This is a genomic window from Bacillus sp. FSL W7-1085 (assembly GCF_038595035.1).
Classification (GTDB): Bacteria; Bacillota; Bacilli; order Bacillales; family Bacillaceae; genus Bacillus; species Bacillus altitudinis.
Genome location: NZ_CP152000.1, coordinates 2,083,160 through 2,100,543, shown reverse-complemented (window position 1 = coordinate 2,100,543; position 17,384 = coordinate 2,083,160). Strand labels below are relative to the sequence as shown.

The 17,384-nt window shown below is 40.7% G+C and carries 22 protein-coding genes; 21 read left to right on the top strand and 1 reads right to left on the bottom strand.

The genetic code is table 11. From position 1 onward, the window contains the following. Positions 1 to 8: 8 nt before the first annotated feature. From MKY11_RS10700 to fni, 5 genes are all read left to right on the top strand, one after another. Positions 9 to 656, top strand: a complete 648-nt coding sequence (locus tag MKY11_RS10700) for a flagellar brake domain-containing protein (RefSeq protein ID WP_007500975.1) — start codon at positions 9 to 11, stop codon at positions 654 to 656. Positions 657 to 719: 63 nt separating this feature from the next. Continuing rightward, positions 720 to 902: a YpfB family protein gene (locus MKY11_RS10695; RefSeq protein ID WP_342501404.1), complete on the top strand. Its 183-nt coding sequence runs from the start codon at positions 720 to 722 to the stop codon at positions 900 to 902. 71 nt (positions 903 to 973) lie between these two features. Beyond that, positions 974 to 1,651 carry a (d)CMP kinase gene (gene cmk / locus MKY11_RS10690; RefSeq protein WP_017359766.1) on the top strand — a complete coding sequence of 226 codons (678 nt, stop codon included), beginning with the start codon at positions 974 to 976 and terminating at the stop codon, positions 1,649 to 1,651. A gap of 223 nt (positions 1,652 to 1,874) precedes the next feature. Then, on the top strand, positions 1,875 to 3,026 hold the full coding sequence (rpsA, locus tag MKY11_RS10685; protein WP_008344519.1) for a 30S ribosomal protein S1: 1,152 nt from the start codon (positions 1,875 to 1,877) through the stop codon (positions 3,024 to 3,026). 14 nt (positions 3,027 to 3,040) lie between these two features. Further along, the gene (gene fni, locus MKY11_RS10680; RefSeq protein ID WP_342501403.1) at positions 3,041 to 4,108 is read left to right on the top strand and encodes a type 2 isopentenyl-diphosphate Delta-isomerase; all 1,068 of its coding nucleotides are present in this window, start codon (positions 3,041 to 3,043) and stop codon (positions 4,106 to 4,108) included. Positions 4,109 to 4,283: 175 nt separating this feature from the next. Here fni and MKY11_RS10675 read toward each other — a convergent pair whose 3' ends face one another. Then, positions 4,284 to 4,415 (bottom strand): YpzI family protein, encoded by a 132-nt coding sequence (locus MKY11_RS10675; protein WP_008344525.1) that lies wholly within the window; start codon positions 4,413 to 4,415, stop codon positions 4,284 to 4,286. Between the two features lie 178 nt (positions 4,416 to 4,593). Here MKY11_RS10675 and MKY11_RS10670 point away from each other — a divergent pair, with 178 nt between their 5' ends. From MKY11_RS10670 to MKY11_RS10595, 16 genes are all read left to right on the top strand, one after another. Next, complete coding sequence (locus tag MKY11_RS10670) at positions 4,594 to 5,136, top strand: hypothetical protein (RefSeq protein WP_017359763.1); 543 nt, start codon at positions 4,594 to 4,596, stop codon at positions 5,134 to 5,136. Then, positions 5,133 to 6,017: a YIEGIA family protein gene (locus MKY11_RS10665; RefSeq protein WP_007500964.1), complete on the top strand. Its 885-nt coding sequence runs from the start codon at positions 5,133 to 5,135 to the stop codon at positions 6,015 to 6,017. The genes MKY11_RS10670 and MKY11_RS10665 overlap by 4 nt, the downstream gene beginning before the upstream one ends. 6 nt (positions 6,018 to 6,023) lie before the next feature. Further along, positions 6,024 to 6,218 carry a hypothetical protein gene (locus MKY11_RS10660; RefSeq protein WP_008344527.1) on the top strand — a complete coding sequence of 65 codons (195 nt, stop codon included), beginning with the start codon at positions 6,024 to 6,026 and terminating at the stop codon, positions 6,216 to 6,218. Positions 6,219 to 6,377: 159 nt separating this feature from the next. Then, positions 6,378 to 7,688 carry a ribosome biogenesis GTPase Der gene (der, locus tag MKY11_RS10655; protein WP_342501402.1) on the top strand — a complete coding sequence of 437 codons (1,311 nt, stop codon included), beginning with the start codon at positions 6,378 to 6,380 and terminating at the stop codon, positions 7,686 to 7,688. A 14-nt stretch (positions 7,689 to 7,702) separates the two neighbouring features. Then, complete coding sequence (locus tag MKY11_RS10650; RefSeq protein ID WP_039165750.1) at positions 7,703 to 8,740, top strand: NAD(P)H-dependent glycerol-3-phosphate dehydrogenase; 1,038 nt, start codon at positions 7,703 to 7,705, stop codon at positions 8,738 to 8,740. 266 nt (positions 8,741 to 9,006) lie between these two features. Further along, positions 9,007 to 9,210 carry a DUF2768 domain-containing protein gene (locus MKY11_RS10645; RefSeq protein WP_024718503.1) on the top strand — a complete coding sequence of 68 codons (204 nt, stop codon included), beginning with the start codon at positions 9,007 to 9,009 and terminating at the stop codon, positions 9,208 to 9,210. An 18-nt stretch (positions 9,211 to 9,228) separates the two neighbouring features. Continuing rightward, on the top strand, positions 9,229 to 9,954 hold the full coding sequence (locus MKY11_RS10640) for a hypothetical protein (RefSeq protein ID WP_007500961.1): 726 nt from the start codon (positions 9,229 to 9,231) through the stop codon (positions 9,952 to 9,954). Between the two features lie 205 nt (positions 9,955 to 10,159). Beyond that, entirely contained in the window at positions 10,160 to 11,638 is a 1,479-nt protein-coding gene (gene spoIVA / locus MKY11_RS10635) for a stage IV sporulation protein A (protein ID WP_008344534.1), read from the top strand. A gap of 374 nt (positions 11,639 to 12,012) precedes the next feature. Further along, the gene (hbs, locus tag MKY11_RS10630; protein ID WP_003215863.1) at positions 12,013 to 12,291 is read left to right on the top strand and encodes a non-specific DNA-binding protein Hbs; all 279 of its coding nucleotides are present in this window, start codon (positions 12,013 to 12,015) and stop codon (positions 12,289 to 12,291) included. Between the two features lie 190 nt (positions 12,292 to 12,481). After that, positions 12,482 to 13,051, top strand: coding sequence for a GTP cyclohydrolase I FolE (gene folE, locus MKY11_RS10625; protein ID WP_003215789.1), 570 nt, complete (start codon positions 12,482 to 12,484; stop codon positions 13,049 to 13,051). Between the two features lie 23 nt (positions 13,052 to 13,074). Then, complete coding sequence (mtrB, locus tag MKY11_RS10620; protein WP_008344541.1) at positions 13,075 to 13,305, top strand: trp RNA-binding attenuation protein MtrB; 231 nt, start codon at positions 13,075 to 13,077, stop codon at positions 13,303 to 13,305. Between the two features lie 115 nt (positions 13,306 to 13,420). Next, complete coding sequence (locus MKY11_RS10615; protein WP_024718505.1) at positions 13,421 to 14,188, top strand: heptaprenyl diphosphate synthase component 1; 768 nt, start codon at positions 13,421 to 13,423, stop codon at positions 14,186 to 14,188. 3 nt (positions 14,189 to 14,191) lie between these two features. Next, positions 14,192 to 14,896 carry a demethylmenaquinone methyltransferase gene (locus MKY11_RS10610; protein ID WP_007500957.1) on the top strand — a complete coding sequence of 235 codons (705 nt, stop codon included), beginning with the start codon at positions 14,192 to 14,194 and terminating at the stop codon, positions 14,894 to 14,896. A gap of 24 nt (positions 14,897 to 14,920) precedes the next feature. After that, positions 14,921 to 15,883: a heptaprenyl diphosphate synthase component II gene (gene hepT, locus MKY11_RS10605; RefSeq protein WP_024718506.1), complete on the top strand. Its 963-nt coding sequence runs from the start codon at positions 14,921 to 14,923 to the stop codon at positions 15,881 to 15,883. 129 nt (positions 15,884 to 16,012) lie between these two features. Beyond that, positions 16,013 to 16,459 (top strand): nucleoside-diphosphate kinase, encoded by a 447-nt coding sequence (gene ndk, locus MKY11_RS10600; RefSeq protein ID WP_003216015.1) that lies wholly within the window; start codon positions 16,013 to 16,015, stop codon positions 16,457 to 16,459. A gap of 144 nt (positions 16,460 to 16,603) precedes the next feature. Then, positions 16,604 to 17,380 carry a protein-glutamate O-methyltransferase CheR gene (locus MKY11_RS10595; protein ID WP_008344547.1) on the top strand — a complete coding sequence of 259 codons (777 nt, stop codon included), beginning with the start codon at positions 16,604 to 16,606 and terminating at the stop codon, positions 17,378 to 17,380. Positions 17,381 to 17,384 lie beyond the last annotated feature (4 nt).

Here is a 17,384-nt window from a genome sequence, read left to right as displayed (position 1 = left end):
GATGAGGAATGTTACAAATAGGGGATGCAATCACAATTGAGTATGTCAATGAGAACAAAGAAGTGAAAACTGCAAAATCGAAAGTTTTGGAAAATAATAACGATGATATTTGCATTAATTATCCAGCTGATAAAGAAACGGGGCGCACGATCTATTTAAATCAAGAAACAGAAATCACCGTCTTCTTTTTCGATGAAAATCAAATTCCATACAAATGTACAAGCAAAGTCATTGGGAAAAGAAAAGAAGATATCCCGATGATTGTCGTTTCGATTCCGCCAAAAGAAGAAATGATTCGGCTTCAGCGAAGAGAATATCTTCGAGTGGATACGATGGTGAAAGCGTCCATTACGCAAAATGGTGAAGAAACCTTCGACACATTTATTGTCAATATGAGTGCTGGCGGTGTAGCAATTGCTGTTCCAGAAGGTGTCTCACTAAAAGAATATGGCGAGGTCGTCACAGAGTTTGAACTTTCACTTAAAGAACCAGTGAAAATTAAAGCGATTGCAGAAATGAATCGTGTTTATCAAGATGAACAGACGGGGAAAACAAGAGCGATCATGGAATTTACTGAAATCACAAACGACCACCAGCAACACATCATGAAGTATTGCTTCCAGCAGCAGCTTCTAACACGTGTGAAAAAAGTATAAGAATAAAGGTTGTTAAAAGCTTCCATACTAGAGAGAAAGAATCTAGCGTTGGAGGCTTTTTGTATGAAAACAATGGAAAGATGGCTATTCAAAGCAGTGCTCATTCAGCTCATTCTGCTTTTGGCGGTTCAGGTCACCCTTCACTTGACGAAAGGAGAACTATTTTTGTCAAAAGTCGTACAATACGAGGGTGTGAATAACATGAGCATTGAAGATTGGATTGAGACATTTAAACAAAAGGGTTGATAGAAAATTCCCCCGTTTGAGCAGTGATCGTGTTACAATTCATAAGGGAGATTCAATCAAGGAGAGGTATTATGAAAAAGAAATTATCTATCGCAATTGACGGTCCTGCTGCAGCAGGAAAAAGCACTGTGGCAAAAATTGTCGCAGCGAAAAAATCATATATTTATATCGATACAGGTGCGATGTACCGCGCAATTACACTTGCAGCACTCAATCAAGGCGTAGACCTTGAAGACGAACAGGCACTTGATGCGTTATTGAAAAACACAGTCATTGAACTTGTGTCAACTGACGAAGGTCAAAAAGTACATTTAGACACGATCGATGTCACAGAAGACATCAGAACAGACCGCGTAAGCAATCAAGTCTCTGTTGTTGCAAAGCATAGAGCTGTCCGGGAAGAAATGGTCCGCAGGCAGCAAGAGCTGGGGAACCGAGGCGGTGTCGTCATGGATGGAAGAGACATTGGCACGCATGTTCTTCCAGATGCAGAAGTGAAAATTTTCTTGCTTGCGTCAGTAGAGGAAAGAGCAAAACGTCGTTTTGAAGAAAATCAGAAAAAAGGCTATGATGTCAATTACGATCAGCTGATCGAAGAGATTGCAAGACGTGACAAGCTTGATTCTGAGCGGGAGGTATCACCGCTGAAGAAAGCAGATGATGCCATCGAAATTGACACGACTTCCCTTTCTATTCAAGAGGTTGCAGGTAAAATTTTAGATGCAGCAGAGCGTGTAGAAAAACAGTAAGAAATTTTAGAAAACTTTTATAAGTTAGAGGTTTATCTCTTGACAAACAAGGTCTTTTATTAGAAGTTTATACTAATACTATTTTTATTGATCATTCAAGCAATTCTGTTGATTTGAATGTTTCTATAATACATATTCGGCTGGCAATCATCATGCTAAGGACACATATTCACCCAGTCGTTTTAACTAAGCTGTGTAGGTTTGGACCAAGGAGGTTATCGAAATGACAGAGGAAATGAATCAAATCGATGTTCAGGTACCAGAGGTTGGAGATGTAGTGAAAGGGATTGTTTCTAAAGTTGAGGACAAGCATGTCAATGTAGATATCGTCAATGTGAAACAACCTGGGATCATCCCAATCAGTGAATTATCAAGTCTTCACGTTGAAAAAGCATCAGATGTCGTGAAAGATGGCGACGAGTTAGAGCTTAAAGTAACAAAGGTCGAAGACGATGCTTTGATTTTATCGAAACGTGCTGTTGATGCAGACCGCGCTTGGGAAGACCTAGAGAAAAAGTTTGAAACAAAAGAAGTATTTGAAGCAGAAGTAAAAGACGTTGTCAAAGGTGGCCTAGTGGTCGACATTGGTGTTCGCGGATTTATTCCTGCGTCTCTTGTTGAGGCACACTATGTAGAAGACTTCACTGACTACAAAGGAAAAACACTCTCGCTTGTTGTGGTAGAGCTTGACCGCGAAAAAAACCGCGTGATTCTATCGCATCGTGCAGTCGTTGAGCAAGAACAATTAGACAAGAAGCAAGACTTCCTGCAAAAGCTTGCAGTAGGCAGTGTGATTGATGGAAAAGTGCAGCGCCTGACTGACTTTGGTGCATTTGTTGACATTGGCGGCATTGATGGATTAGTTCACATTTCTCAACTATCCCATGCGCATGTCGAAAAGCCATCTGACGTTGTTGAAGAAGGACAGGAAGTGAAAGTCAAAGTTCTTGCTGTTGACCGCGATAACGAACGTATCTCACTATCTATTAAAGAAACATTACCAGGACCTTGGAGCCAAATTGGCGAAAAGGTAAAACAAGGTGATGTTCTTGAAGGAACCGTTCAACGCCTTGTGAGCTTTGGAGCATTTGTTGAAATTCTGCCAGGTGTAGAAGGACTTGTGCATATTTCCCAAATTTCACACAAACATATCGGTACTCCTCAAGAAGTCCTTGAAGAAGGGCAGACTGTGAAAGTGAAAGTGCTTGATGTCAATGAAGATGAAGAGCGCATTTCACTTAGCATTCGTGAATTAGAAGAGAATCCTGAAAAACAAATTGAAGAGGATTACCGTCAATACCAGGCGAAAGAAGAAAATACAAGCGGATTCCAGCTTGGTGACCTGATTGGTGATAAACTCAATAAACTAAAATAATTTGGTGATCAAAATTGACGCGAGCAGAAAGAAAGAAACAGCATATTGAGCATGCTTTGTCGACTGGCCAGCATGCAGCAACAGGTTTACAAGATGTTTCCTTCGTTCACGCCAGTTTACCAGATCTTGCGACATCACAAATTGATACACATACGACAATTGGCGGACTGACTTTCGGTTCGCCAATTTTTATCAATGCAATGACTGGTGGAGGCGGAGAATCGACCTATGAGATTAATCGCTCTTTATCTATCGCAGCGAAGGAAACCAATATTCCGGTAGCAGTCGGTTCACAAATGGCTGCACTGAAAGATGCAGACGAACGTCGTACGTATGAAGTGGTTCGAAAGGTGAATCCAGATGGACTCGTTTTTGCCAATTTGGGCAGTGAGGCGACTATTCAGCAAGCACGGGATGCCGTTGACATGCTGGGGGCAAACATGCTCCAAATTCACTTAAACGTGATTCAAGAGATTGTCATGCCTGAAGGAGATCGTGATTTCAGAGGTGCTGTTGAGCGGATCTCAGCCATTGCTGAATCAATTGAGGTGCCTGTTGTCGTCAAAGAAGTTGGATTTGGGATGAGTAAGGAAACAGCAAAGAAATTATTTGCTGCTGGAGTTGCTGCTGTTGATGTAGGTGGATTTGGGGGAACGAATTTTTCTAAAATCGAGAACCTGCGCCGTCAAAAAGCACTTCGCTATTTTGACCAGTGGGGAATTCCAACTGCAGCGAGTCTGGCTGAAGTACATACAGCCTTTCCAGATCAAACTGTCCTAGCTTCTGGAGGCATTCAAGATGCACTTGATGTGACAAAATCAATTGCTCTTGGTGCGTCTGCCGTTGGATTAGCCGGCTTTTTCTTAAAATCCCTGACGAGTGGAGGAGAAAAGGGCCTCATCTCTGATATCATTGATCTACAAGATGATGTGAAGATGTTGATGACAGTACTTGGCATGAAAACAATTGAGGAGCTAAGGCAAGCTCCGATTGTGCTTACAGGGGAAACAAGTCATTGGCTGAAAGAAAGAGGCGTGGATACTACGTACTATAGTTTAAGAAATAAGAAGACAAAGGACTAAATGAAATGTAGCCCTTTGTCTTCTTTTCAGCGTGAAAGAAAACTTTTTTTGTCTATGAAAGACAGCTACTTTTTGCGGAGCGAATTTGACATTCGTGAGCACCAATGCGCAGGACTGACACTGAATGCGAGGGTTTGCCTGCACGCTGAGACATGTGGTAATCACATGTCTTTTTTTATTGATTTCTTTTGCGAGCGTCTTCCGGGCCTTCTAAAGTTGTTGCCCCTTTGTGATGAATGGATTGATCACGGTCAGACTCAACTCTTCTTGACGCCTTAAGGCGTTTTTCCTGTCTATCCTTACCCATCATACATCCCTCCTCAACTATTAGGGTGTCACCTCTTGTTTATTTCATGCAAATCCCGCACCTTCTCATATGTTTAAAAATTGGAGATTTTCCCATAATGTAATTGAGGTGATGAGGGTTGGAGGCATTGTACTATTATTGGTCAATATGGTTCGTTTGGATTATGGTGACATTTATCATGGAGAAAAGCACGTGGCGCAATGTGCTGGGCGTATGTGTTCTCATTCATATTATATGCAGTCATGTCATGGTTTCTATTTTAGACATTAGGATCAATGCAGGATTTTTGATGACCTTTTTATATGCTTGCATGTCATTCGTGATCTTTCGACCTGCTCATCGAATCATGCGAATCATGCAATTAGGTTCCATGGTCAGTGCGTATGCCTTTTTTATGATTTTTGCATTATATGATCCAGTTTGGTTCACGATAATAAAGGTGGACTGGGTTGTATTTGCCTTGCTGATCTTGATGTGTTTAACATATGGGCATCAGTTAACGGAACGGATCACTTTATGGATGATGGCTATATGTCTGGGGGAAGCCCTTTATGCGCTTACGATTCATCGCCTCACATCTTCCATTGTCATAGGAGATCTCTCGTTTCTTTCCATGGCTGTTCAAGGAGCTGTCTTTCTATTAGGTGTAGGTCAGCTTGAAAAACTCTTGAACACCCGTTCATCTAGAAAACCAGTAAAAGGGGCTGCAAAATCAACATGACGGATTACACGTTTCCTGTGATTATTGGTGTCATCTTTGGGATGGCGGCTAGGCTTTATATGCTAAGAACTGATTATCGGCAATATCCCACATATATTCATGGACAAGTGATTCACATTGCGCTAGGTTTTATCGCATCAGGGCTTGGTGCTATTATTATGCCTGCGCTGATCCAGGAAGAATTCACTGCAATTACCTTTCTGACGCTTGCAGCCACGCAATTTCGTGATGTGCGTAATATGGAAAGAAATACATTGACCCAAATGGATTCGTATGAGCTTGTCTCACGAGGCAGTACATATATTGAAGGCATTGCGATCGCCTTTGAAAGTCGAAATTATATTGCCATTCTTACTGCCCTTATTACAACGACCGCCTGTATTTTCTTTTCGCTCGTCGTTGGGACCGTGGTCGGTATTCTTTGTTTTTTCATGGCAAAACTATTAATGTCAGGGAGCCAATTAAAGGATATCGTGAATATTCAAAAAGGGGAACTTCGTTTTGACGGCGCAGGACTTTACGTAAATGATATTTACATTATGAATATCGGGCTGCCTGAAAAGCAAAAATTGATTTTAGAGCATGGAATGGGGTTCATCTTGACTCCGAAGAATTTTAACTCGGCCACAACCATCGCAAACCTTGGGCAGCGGCAAGCTATCTTATTTGATTTATCCAACGTGCTTGGTGTATACCGAGATTCTGGTGAACCATCGCTTTGTCCGCTCGCAAAACGTGATCTGAATAATGGCACACTTGGCGTATTCATTTTACCGCAATGGCAGCGTGAAGATTTGGCTGTCCGTGTATTAGAAGAGGTGCCTATTTTAGAAAATGCCATTAGAATGCCGACAGATTTCATTAAAAAGAAAGTGAGGTAATAGGGCATGGCGAACACCATTGAACAATTTATATTGGCTGTGGCGACAACAAATAAAGAGCGGGTCATTGGCGGAACAGCCGTTTTTTTCTGTGAAAATAAAGAAGAGCTCGACATGTATGCCATGAATTTAGAGGCCATTTTAGATGGAATTGCACACGGTATTGGAGAAGATCTTTACTTGATCGTCAAACATTTTTAAGTTATTCATTGTGGTCTGATTAAAAATTGATATAATATATAAGTTGAACCCTTCATGTTTGAAGGGTTTATTTCATAAAACTGAATGAAAATTATAAATCCCGGTTGAAACATGATGATGAACATATTGAATCGCGGCTGGATTGAAAGGAAGGGTACTATGGGTAAACCTGTCGTAGCCATTGTTGGAAGGCCCAACGTTGGAAAATCTACAATTTTTAATCGAATCGCAGGCGAAAGAATATCGATTGTAGAAGACACACCTGGTGTAACAAGAGATCGAATCTATAGCTCTGCTGAATGGTTAAATTATGACTTTAATTTAATAGATACTGGTGGAATTGATATTGGAGATGAGCCGTTTTTGGCGCAAATTCGCCATCAGGCTGAAATCGCAATGGATGAAGCGGATGTTATTATCTTTATGGTCAATGGAAGAGATGGCGTCACATCTGCGGATGAAGAAGTCGCAAAAATTTTATATCGCACGAAAAAACCTGTCGTACTTGCTGTCAATAAATTGGACAACCCTGAAATGAGAAGCGACGTGTATGACTTTTATGCACTTGGATTTGGCGAACCGTATCCGATTTCTGGAACGCACGGGCTCGGTCTAGGTGATCTGCTTGATGCTGTCGTAGAGCATTTCAAAAACTTACCAGATACACAGTATGATGAAGAAGTGGTCCAGTTCTGCTTAATCGGCCGCCCAAATGTAGGGAAATCCTCTTTGGTGAATGCGATGCTCGGTGAAGAACGTGTCATTGTCAGCAACATCGCTGGTACGACAAGAGACGCTGTAGATACAATGTTTACGTACAATCAACGTGACTTTGTCATTGTCGACACAGCCGGTATGAGAAAAAAAGGGAAAGTATATGAAACAACAGAGAAATACAGTGTACTCCGTGCGTTGAAAGCCATTGATCGATCGGATGTTGTCGCTGTTGTTCTTGATGGTGAAGAAGGCATTATTGAACAGGATAAACGTATCGCTGGCTACGCACACGAAGCGGGTAAAGCCGTTGTGATCATTGTGAACAAGTGGGATGCTGTTGAAAAAGACGAGCGTACAATGAAGGAATTTGAGCAAAACATTCGCGAGCATTTTCAATTCCTTGATTATGCACCTGTCTTATTCATGTCTGCTCTTACGAAAAAGAGAATTCACACGTTAATGCCAACAATCATTACCGCTAGTGAAAATCATGCGATGCGCGTTCAAACTAACATTCTAAATGATATTATCATGGATGCCGTAGCAATGAACCCAACGCCGACCCATAACGGACAGCGTCTGAAAATTTACTATGCAACACAAGTGGCGATCAAACCGCCGTCCTTTGTTGTGTTTGTAAATGATCCAGAACTTATGCACTTTTCTTATGAGCGTTTCCTAGAAAACCGAATTCGAGATGCATTTGGTTTTGAAGGAACACCAATTAAAATATTTGCGAGAGCGAGAAAATAAAAAGGGTGAGCAGGATGAAGAAAATTTCAGTACTTGGAGCAGGGAGCTGGGGAACAGCTCTTGCGCTTGTATTAGCTGATAATCATCATGATGTACACATGTGGGGACATAGACAAGAATTAATTGATCAAATCAACGAGAAACATGAAAATCATGATTACTTGCCTAATGTTGCATTGCCAGCGTCTATTCAAGCGACAACAGATATGAAACAGGCACTAGAAGGGACAGATGCGATTATTGTCGCTGTGCCAACAAAGGCTATTCGAGAAGTATTGAAACAGGCCAATGAGTTCATTACGTCAAAGGTGCCATTTGTTCATGTCAGTAAAGGAATTGAACCAGATACGCTTCTTAGAATTTCTCAAATGATTGAACAAGAAGTCCCAGAAGCGAAAAGGGAAGCAGTGGTTGTCCTGTCAGGACCAAGTCACGCTGAAGAAGTTGGCTTGCGTCATCCGACAACTGTGACTGTCTCGTCAGAAAATATTGAAGCAGCTCAATTTGTTCAAGATTTGTTCATGAACAATAATTTTAGAGTGTACACCAACCCTGATGTGATTGGGGTGGAAATTGGCGGGGCGCTGAAAAACATCATCGCTCTTGCGGCAGGGATCACAGATGGACTCGGATATGGCGATAATGCGAAAGCAGCGCTCATCACAAGGGGGCTTGCTGAAATCGCCCGCCTCGGCACAAAAATGGGAGGAAACCCTCTTACGTTTGCCGGATTAACAGGTGTTGGAGATTTGATTGTCACATGTACAAGTGTTCATTCGCGTAACTGGCGCTGCGGTAATTTACTCGGTAAAGGATATAAGCTCGAAGAAGTGCTTGAAAAAATGGGGATGGTTGTCGAAGGCGTCCGCACAACAAAAGGCGCTTATCAGCTCTCCAAAGAATACAAGGTCAGCATGCCGATTACGGAGGCTCTTTACGGCGTCCTATTTGAAGGGAAAAAAGTTGACGATGCTGTAGAATCCTTAATGGCACGTGTGAAAACACATGAGATGGAAGACCTTGTGAACATGTTCGAAAACCAAACAAAGTAATTGGAAGACTGAACTTAGGCGTGTAGAGGATGCAAGAAGGGGAAGACTTGCATAACATAACAATGAAGTTTGATTAGAGCTTTGCCTCTACAGAATGAGGAAAAATAGTCGACCTAATGACTGAAGCAGAGTCCCCCTCTTTGCTTCAGTTTTTTTATTCACTTTTTTCTGAATGATTGGAAAAATGATTGATATTTTACTTAATTTTGGTTTAGAATGAAATATAAACGCTTACAATTCGTTTATATTAAAGGGGGACAGGCACGATGAGTTTTGCTTTAATCAAGATGTGGTTTGCGCTTGGTTCAATGGGGCTCATGTTTTTAGCCGTTGTAACCATTTATTTGAGTAGGTTTAAGCTGAAGAGCCGATTTCTGAAAATAACAGCTTCGACTGTTGCGTACAGCTTAATGCTCATATCAGGTATCATTGTGTTTTTAGTTGTAGTTAGCGGGCCGGTCAATGAATAAAGAAAAAGGAAGAATGTGATGATCAAAGCAAAAATCAGTGTCATGCTGTTAACACTTATTTTACTTACGGGGTGCCTCTATCCAGAGAATCGCAAAGCTGAAAACCGCGTGCCATATAAAGAGCAGCTGCAAAGTGTGCAGACAGCGATTGAAGATTTTCAAAAAGCGACAAATGGCCTTTTACCGATTGAAACAAAAGAAGGCGACACACCGATTTATCAGAAGTATGTCATTGACTTTAAGCGTCTGTCACCAAGATATTTACATGATGTACCGTCGACATCTTTTGAAGGCGGGGGCGAATATATCTATGTCCTCACAGACGTCGAACAAAATCCAACGGTGAAACTGCTTGATGTCAAAATGACACAAACGATCAGTGAATTACGTCTAAGGATCAAAATATATCAAGATGAACATACATATCCGCCATATGGCAAAGTAGTATCCAAAGATTTATATACGTTAAATGAAAAAAAACTAGGGTTAAAAGCACCGCCTACAGTGACGAGCCCTGTCACGGGTGAATCACTTCCATTACTGATTTCCTCAAATGGCGAAATCTATGTTGACTATCGCAGTGATTTTGCCCAGATTTTGAAAAATACGAAACAAAAGCTGAAACCAGGTGAAAATATTCAAGATGTCTATTGGCAGGAAACCCCGTTTGTACCAGCGTTTTCTGTTCCATATACGATCAACAAAAAAGGTGAGCCGGCTTTTTTAGAAAAAAAGACGTCATAAACAAGAATGAACCTTTCTCCTCTGCATATAAATGAGGAGAAAGGTTTTTTTATGGCTAAACATACTCTCAAAACAAAAAAGGTGTCATATTCAAATAGGACAACGTCATACACATATATTGTCCTGACACCTTTCAAGCACCGTTTGATTGAAGTATAGAGTATTTTATTTGAAAACGAGGATAGCAAGTCCGGGAGGGGATCACTTGGAAAAAGTCGATATTTTCAAGGATATCGCTGAACGAACAGGAGGCGATATATATTTAGGAGTCGTTGGAGCTGTTCGTACAGGGAAATCTACGTTTATTAAAAAGTTTATGGAGCTCGTGGTGCTCCCGAATATCAATAATGAGGCAGACCGTGCAAGAGCACAGGATGAATTGCCGCAAAGCGCAGCAGGAAAAACCATTATGACCACAGAGCCAAAATTTGTGCCAAATCAAGCGGCATCCATTCACGTGAGTGATGGCCTGGATGTCAACATTAGGCTTGTCGATTGTGTAGGCTACACCGTGCCTGGTGCACGCGGGTATGAAGATGAAAATGGTCCGAGAATGATTAATACGCCGTGGTATGAAGAGCCAATCCCGTTTCATGAAGCTGCGGAAATTGGTACACGCAAGGTCATTCAAGAGCATTCAACCATTGGTGTTGTGATTACAACAGATGGATCAATTGGGGAAATCCCAAGACATGACTATATTGAATCAGAAGAACGTGTCATTGACGAACTCAAAGAAGTTGGAAAGCCGTTTATTATGGTGATCAACTCTGTGAGACCTTATCACCCTGAAACAGAAGCACTGCGGCAGGAACTTAGTCAAAAATATGATATTCCTGTACTCGCGATGAGTGTCGAAAGTATGAGAGAACAAGACGTCCTCAGTGTACTTCGTGAAGCATTATATGAATTCCCAGTGCTTGAGGTGAATGTGAACCTGCCAAGCTGGGTCATGGTACTAAAAGAAGATCATTGGCTAAGAGAGAGTTATCAGGATTCAGTGAAAGAAACCGTCAAGGATATTAAGAGATTAAGAGATGTTGACCGAGTGGTAGGTCAGTTCAGTGAATTCGATTTTATCGAAAGAGCGGGCTTAGCAGGCATTGAAATGGGTCAAGGGATCGCAGAAATTGATCTGTATGCGCCGGATGATCTATATGATCATATCCTAAAAGAAGTGGTTGGTGTGGAAATTAGGGGCAAAGATCACCTTCTTGAGCTCATGCAAGATTTTGCACATGCGAAAACGGAGTATGATCAAGTGTCTGACGCTTTAAAAATGGTGAAGCAGACTGGTTATGGAATTGCGGCACCAGCTTTGTCGGATATGAGTTTAGATGAGCCGGAAATCATTAGGCAAGGATCAAGATTCGGCGTCAGATTAAAAGCAGTCGCGCCATCTATTCATATGATTAAGGTAGATGTAGAAAGTGAGTTTGCGCCGATTATCGGAACAGAAAAACAAAGTGAAGAGCTCGTCCGATACTTAATGCAAGACTTTGAGGATGATCCGCTTTCTATCTGGAATTCCGATATATTTGGACGCTCACTCAGCTCGCTTGTCAGAGAAGGCATTCAAGCAAAACTCTCGCTGATGCCGGAAAATGCAAGGTATAAACTAAAGGAAACGCTTGAACGAATTATTAACGAAGGATCAGGCGGTCTGATCGCGATTATTCTATAGGATGTGAGACCTCTCATTGATGGGGGTCTTTTTTTGCGTGCAGGTGAAGTCATAAAAAGACAATTGTATAAAGATTAGTCAGATTCAGGCTGAAATTAGGAATATTCGTTCGCAAAAGTGCCCTTAATCCTTGACGAATAAGGATTCTTCCCTTTAAAATGCTTGATATGGTATTTCATATGTGTTAATCTACTTACAGAAAATCTTCACTTTGTTGGACAAACATTCCTTCAAAGAGAAGTTTTCTAATGAAAAGCCATGTATGACGCTTTCTAGACGCTCTTTTTTTCAAAAAAAGTGTATAGAAAGAAGATGAATTGTGAAGAAATGATAACAATCTATTGAATGCATATTTTTGGGAGGAGGTGAAAGGCATGAACAAGACAGAACTTATTAACGCGGTTGCTGAAGCAAGCGAGTTATCTAAAAAAGACGCGACAAAAGCAGTTGATTCTGTTTTTGATACAATTTTAGATGCACTTAAAAATGGTGACAAAATCCAACTTATTGGTTTTGGTAACTTTGAAGTACGTGAGCGTTCAGCTCGTAAAGGACGTAACCCACAAACTGGTGCAGAGATCGAAATCCCTGCAAGCAAAGTACCTGCTTTCAAACCAGGTAAAGCACTTAAAGACGCGGTGGCAGGTAAATAATCGTTATGTGTAATGATCCTATTGAAGGAGTTATACATATACAGTTTCACACTGGTCTAGAAAAGCCCCTTTGATAAGGGGCTTTTCCTTTTGAATCAAATGGTTTGTTTAGAACGCTCTCCTTTGCTTTTAGGATCTGAAGTGTGCTAGAATCTGAATGAAATGTAATCGCCTTTGGAGGATATAATACATGAGTGAAATAAATAAAGAATTAATCGAACACGCGGTACGCGATATATTAAAAGCAATCGGAGAAGATCCAGATCGTGAGGGACTTCTTGATACCCCAAAACGAGTAGCAAAAATGTATGAAGAAGTGTTCTCGGGATTAAATGAAGATCCAAAAGAACATTTTAAAACCATTTTTGGTGAAGATCATGAAGAACTTGTTCTTGTGAAAGATATTGCTTTTCATTCAATGTGTGAACACCATCTTGTGCCATTCTATGGCAAAGCCCATGTCGCTTATATTCCGCGCGGCGGAAAAGTAACGGGACTCAGCAAGCTGGCGAGAGCAGTAGAAGCCGTGGCAAAGCGCCCGCAGCTTCAGGAGCGCATTACATCAACGATTGCAGATAGTATGGTGGAAACTTTAAATCCACATGGTGTGATGATTGTCGTTGAAGCAGAGCATATGTGTATGACGATGCGCGGAGTGAAGAAACCCGGCGCTAAAACCGTCACTTCAGCCGTACGCGGTACATTTGCAAATGATGCGGCAGCAAGAGCAGAAGTGCTTTCATTTATTAAAAACGACTAATCCATAGATGGAAGGTGAACAGATTGAGTGAAAATAAAGCATCTGATTTTGTGGTGATTAAAGCCATTGATAATGGTGTCAATGTGATCGGCTTAACTAGAGGTTCCGATACAAGATTTCACCATTCCGAAAAGCTCGATAAAGGTGAAGTCATTATCGCACAATTTACTGAGCACACATCAGCCATCAAAGTGCGAGGCGATGCTGTCATTCAAACAAGCTTCGGTGAAATTCAAAGCGAAGCAAAGAAATAACGCACGACTATGCACTTGATAGCATGAAAGTCAGGCCTGATATGGTATAATAAATCTCTATACAATGTAGAGAGCTACATATGAAACTGTAATTTTTGGGACAAGGGTGATATCTTTGCAAGACATCTACGGAATTTTATCTAATCTGAATATAAAATTAAACAAAAAGCTTTCTCATCCTTATTTGGCGAAGCATTTGCGTGCGCCGCTCATCGATGAAGATAAGCTCCTTCTTTTTCATGCAATGTTTGATGAAGCTCAAATCGATGCTGAGAAAAAAGAAAATTATATTTTAACGGCGATGCTTGTGCAAATTGCCCTTGATACCCATGACGAAGTCACAACTGCTGCAGCCATCAAACAAGACGAGTTCAAAAATCGTCAGTTGACCATCCTAGCAGGAGACTATTTCAGCGGTCTCTATTACTCTCTTCTCTCTGACATGAAAGATATTTACATGATCCGTACTCTCGCCACGGCGATCAAAGAGATTAATGAACATAAAATTAGACTATATGATCGATCCATTCAAGATGCAGCCCACTTTTATAAAAGTGTTGCTACAGTAGAATCTGCGCTATTCCAAAGAATTTCTGAGCACTTTCAATTGACGCATTGGAATGAAATTGCAAGTCGCTTCCTTGTTTATAAACGTTTTATGAAACAAGCAGAAGACGACAAACATTTAAAACTTTTTTTGAACGATAGCTATACGGACGCCTATACATGTTTTGACAACTTTGAAAGTGAAGGCTATGAAAAGGCCAAACGATCAATCAAGGAGCATCTAGTTTCATCTCCGATCGTTCAAAAAGAGCTATTAAATCGCTTGGATCATATGAAAAATGAACCTGCGTACCATCAGAAAGTGGAAGAAGGGTAAGTCATGCAGCAATCAAAAGAACAGCGAGTACACGGTGTATTTGAAAAAATTTATAAAAACTATGACCAAATGAACTCTGTCATTAGCTTTAAACAGCATAAAAAATGGCGCGATAAAACAATGAAGCTCATGAATGTTCAAAAAGGAGCCAAAGCGCTAGATGTATGTTGCGGAACTGCCGATTGGACGATTGCACTTGCAGACGCTGTTGGAGAAACAGGCGAGGTCAAAGGCCTTGACTTCAGTAAAAATATGCTGAGTGTTGGCGAAACGAAGGTGAAAACAGGCGGCTACAATCAAATTGAGCTGCTCCACGGCAATGCAATGGAGCTTCCTTTTGAGGACAACTCATTTGATTATGTCACAATCGGTTTTGGCCTTCGAAATGTCCCTGATTACTTAACAGTGCTAAAGGAAATGACACGAGTGGTAAAACCCGGTGGAATGGTTGTCTGCCTTGAAACATCACAGCCTGAGATGATTGGGTTTAAACAAGGATATTATGTCTATTTCAAATACATCATGCCGCTCTTTGGCAAGCTGTTTGCCAAAAGCTATCAGGAGTATTCATGGCTTCAAGAATCAGCCAAAACGTTCCCTGGCATGAAAGAACTGGCGTCTCTTTTTGAAGAGGCCGGTCTGTCTGATGTCTCGTATCATCCATTTACAGGCGGTGTAGCAGCAACACATATCGGAAAGAAGCTTTGAATAAACGATATTTGGGTGAAAATAATGAAACTAAAAGCAATGATTTCTTTTCTAAATCATGATATCGATATAATTGAAAAAGAGCTTGAACAAACCGTTCGCTCTGATTATGCATTATTAAGTGAAGCCGGTCTTCATTTGCTGCAAGCGGGCGGAAAACGAATCCGCCCCGTTTTTGTTCTCCTTTCAGGCATGTTTGGTGACTATGATATTAATAAAATTAAATATGTAGCCGTAGCGCTTGAATTAATCCACATGGCATCACTTGTCCATGACGATGTCATTGATGATGCAGAACTAAGAAGAGGAAAACCGACGATTAAAGCAAAATGGGACAACAGAATTGCGATGTACACGGGGGATTACTTATTTGCAAGGTCACTCGAGTACATGACGAAAATCAATCACCCAATGGCACATGAAATTTTGTCAAAAATGGTCGTCGAGCTCTGTCTTGGGGAAATAGAACAAGTCAAAGATAAATACAACATGGACCAAAACCTTCGTACATATTTAAGAAGAATTAAACGAAAAACAGCCTTGCTTATTGCAGGTAGCTGCCAATTAGGTGCGATTGCAGCTGGAACAGATGAAAAAACACATAAAGCCCTTTACTGGTTTGGGTACTATGTTGGTATGTCGTACCAGATCATTGATGATGTCCTTGATTTTACAGCAACTGAAGAAGAATTAGGTAAACCTGTTGGTGGGGACCTTTTACAAGGAAATGTCACTCTTCCCGTTTTATATGCGCTTCAGAACCCGACGTTAGAAGGTCAGTTGAAGCTGATCAATAGTGAAACGACGGAAAAGCAGCTGAAACCTGTGATTGAACATCTCAAACAAACAGATGCGATCGACCGTTCCATTCGAGTGAGTGAAATGTATTTGAAAAAAGCATTTGAACAGCTCGATCAACTTCCGCGTGGGCGGGCTAAATCTTCATTAGCGTCGATTGCAAAATATATTGGTAAAAGAAAATTCTGATCAACGTTTCGTTGATTGGTTTTTTTGTGAAATTTTTTGTCAAAAATTGATTATTATAAAAAAAAATGATACGATCACTTTGTAACAATGTAAGCCTATACATACATAACGACGGGGTGGAAAACGTATATGGACAAAACATTTCTTATGGTCAAACCTGATGGTGTGGAAAGACAATTAATCGGTGAAATTGTGTCAAGATTCGAAAAAAAGGGGCTTCAGCTTGTTGGAGCAAAGCTCATGAGCATTCCAAAAGAAGTAGCAGAAACACATTACGGAGAGCATAAAGAAAAACCATTTTTCGGTGAATTGGTTGACTTTATTACGTCAGGACCTGTATTTGCGATGGTATGGCAAGGTGAACAAGTCGTAGACGTAACAAGGCAGATAATTGGAAAGACAAATCCGAAGGAAGCGCTTCCAGGAACAATAAGAGGCGACTATGGATTAACTGTTGGCAAAAACATTATCCATGGCTCAGACTCACCAGAAAGTGCCGAAAGAGAAATCAACCTTTTCTTCAAACAAGAAGAACTGACAAACTGGGATCAAACGATCTCAAGCTGGATTTATTAATGTTCAAGCCAAAGTGTTCATCAAATGATCACTTTGGCTTTTTTATATTGAGATTTCTATCCGAATTTTCGCATGAGATGATACAAATTTATGATAAAAACAGCTATACTAGGACAAAGATAGATGAGACAGGAGAGGACATTGATGGATCAGTATCAAGTATTTGTTGGAAAATGGAAAAAACTAACTGGGGTAGATCTGAATTTATATAAAGAAGCACAAATGAAACGAAGATTAACATCTCTTTATGATAAAAAAGGATATAAAGATTTTGAGGCATTTGCGTCTGCTCTTGAAAAGGACAAAGCGCTATTAGATGAAACGATGGATCGAATGACGATCAATGTGTCAGAATTTTACCGAAATTATCAGCGCTGGGAAGTACTTGATCAAAAAATCCTGCCGCTGCTTTCAAAAAACAGCGGCACCCTAAAAATATGGAGTGCAGCTTGCTCAACTGGAGAAGAACCGTATACACTCTCAATGTTGCTATCAAGCCATCCGCTTGTGAAGGACTTCCAAATTATTGCAACGGATATAGATGATAAAGTCCTGCAATCTGCGCAAAAAGGAAGATATCATGAACGATCTTTGCAAGAGGTGCCAGATCAAATCAAGCAAAAATATTTCACCAAAGAAGATTCTTCATTTTACACGGTGAAGGATGAGATTCGAAAGCACATTCAATTTAAGAAACACAACCTTTTAGCAGATCCATATGAAAAACAGCTGGATCTCATCGTGTGCAGAAATGTCCTCATCTACTTTACAGAAGAGGCGAAAGAAGAAATTTACTTAAAAATGAGCAGCAGTTTAAAGCAAAACGGCGTATTATTTGTTGGTTCTACAGAACAAATTTTTCACCCAGAAAAGTTTGGATTAACCTCTGCTGATACTTTCTTTTATCAAAAGAAGGGGTAGTAGC

Excerpts from the sequence above, each read along its gene's own strand:
- MKY11_RS10700 (WP_007500975.1), top strand. The coding sequence starts at position 9 with ATGTTACAAATAGGGGATGCAATCACAATTGAGTATGTCAATGAGAAC.
- MKY11_RS10695 (WP_342501404.1), top strand. The coding sequence starts at position 720 with ATGAAAACAATGGAAAGATGGCTATTCAAAGCAGTGCTCATTCAGCTC.
- cmk (WP_017359766.1), top strand. The coding sequence starts at position 974 with ATGAAAAAGAAATTATCTATCGCAATTGACGGTCCTGCTGCAGCAGGA.
- rpsA (WP_008344519.1), top strand. The coding sequence starts at position 1,875 with ATGACAGAGGAAATGAATCAAATCGATGTTCAGGTACCAGAGGTTGGA.
- MKY11_RS10675 (WP_008344525.1), bottom strand. The coding sequence starts at position 4,415 with ATGGGTAAGGATAGACAGGAAAAACGCCTTAAGGCGTCAAGAAGAGTT.
- MKY11_RS10670 (WP_017359763.1), top strand. The coding sequence starts at position 4,594 with ATGGAGAAAAGCACGTGGCGCAATGTGCTGGGCGTATGTGTTCTCATT.
- MKY11_RS10665 (WP_007500964.1), top strand. The coding sequence starts at position 5,133 with ATGACGGATTACACGTTTCCTGTGATTATTGGTGTCATCTTTGGGATG.
- MKY11_RS10660 (WP_008344527.1), top strand. The coding sequence starts at position 6,024 with ATGGCGAACACCATTGAACAATTTATATTGGCTGTGGCGACAACAAAT.
- der (WP_342501402.1), top strand. The coding sequence starts at position 6,378 with ATGGGTAAACCTGTCGTAGCCATTGTTGGAAGGCCCAACGTTGGAAAA.
- MKY11_RS10650 (WP_039165750.1), top strand. The coding sequence starts at position 7,703 with ATGAAGAAAATTTCAGTACTTGGAGCAGGGAGCTGGGGAACAGCTCTT.
- MKY11_RS10645 (WP_024718503.1), top strand. The coding sequence starts at position 9,007 with ATGAGTTTTGCTTTAATCAAGATGTGGTTTGCGCTTGGTTCAATGGGG.
- MKY11_RS10640 (WP_007500961.1), top strand. The coding sequence starts at position 9,229 with ATGATCAAAGCAAAAATCAGTGTCATGCTGTTAACACTTATTTTACTT.
- hbs (WP_003215863.1), top strand. The coding sequence starts at position 12,013 with ATGAACAAGACAGAACTTATTAACGCGGTTGCTGAAGCAAGCGAGTTA.
- folE (WP_003215789.1), top strand. The coding sequence starts at position 12,482 with ATGAGTGAAATAAATAAAGAATTAATCGAACACGCGGTACGCGATATA.
- MKY11_RS10610 (WP_007500957.1), top strand. The coding sequence starts at position 14,192 with ATGCAGCAATCAAAAGAACAGCGAGTACACGGTGTATTTGAAAAAATT.
- hepT (WP_024718506.1), top strand. The coding sequence starts at position 14,921 with ATGAAACTAAAAGCAATGATTTCTTTTCTAAATCATGATATCGATATA.
- ndk (WP_003216015.1), top strand. The coding sequence starts at position 16,013 with ATGGACAAAACATTTCTTATGGTCAAACCTGATGGTGTGGAAAGACAA.
- MKY11_RS10595 (WP_008344547.1), top strand. The coding sequence starts at position 16,604 with ATGGATCAGTATCAAGTATTTGTTGGAAAATGGAAAAAACTAACTGGG.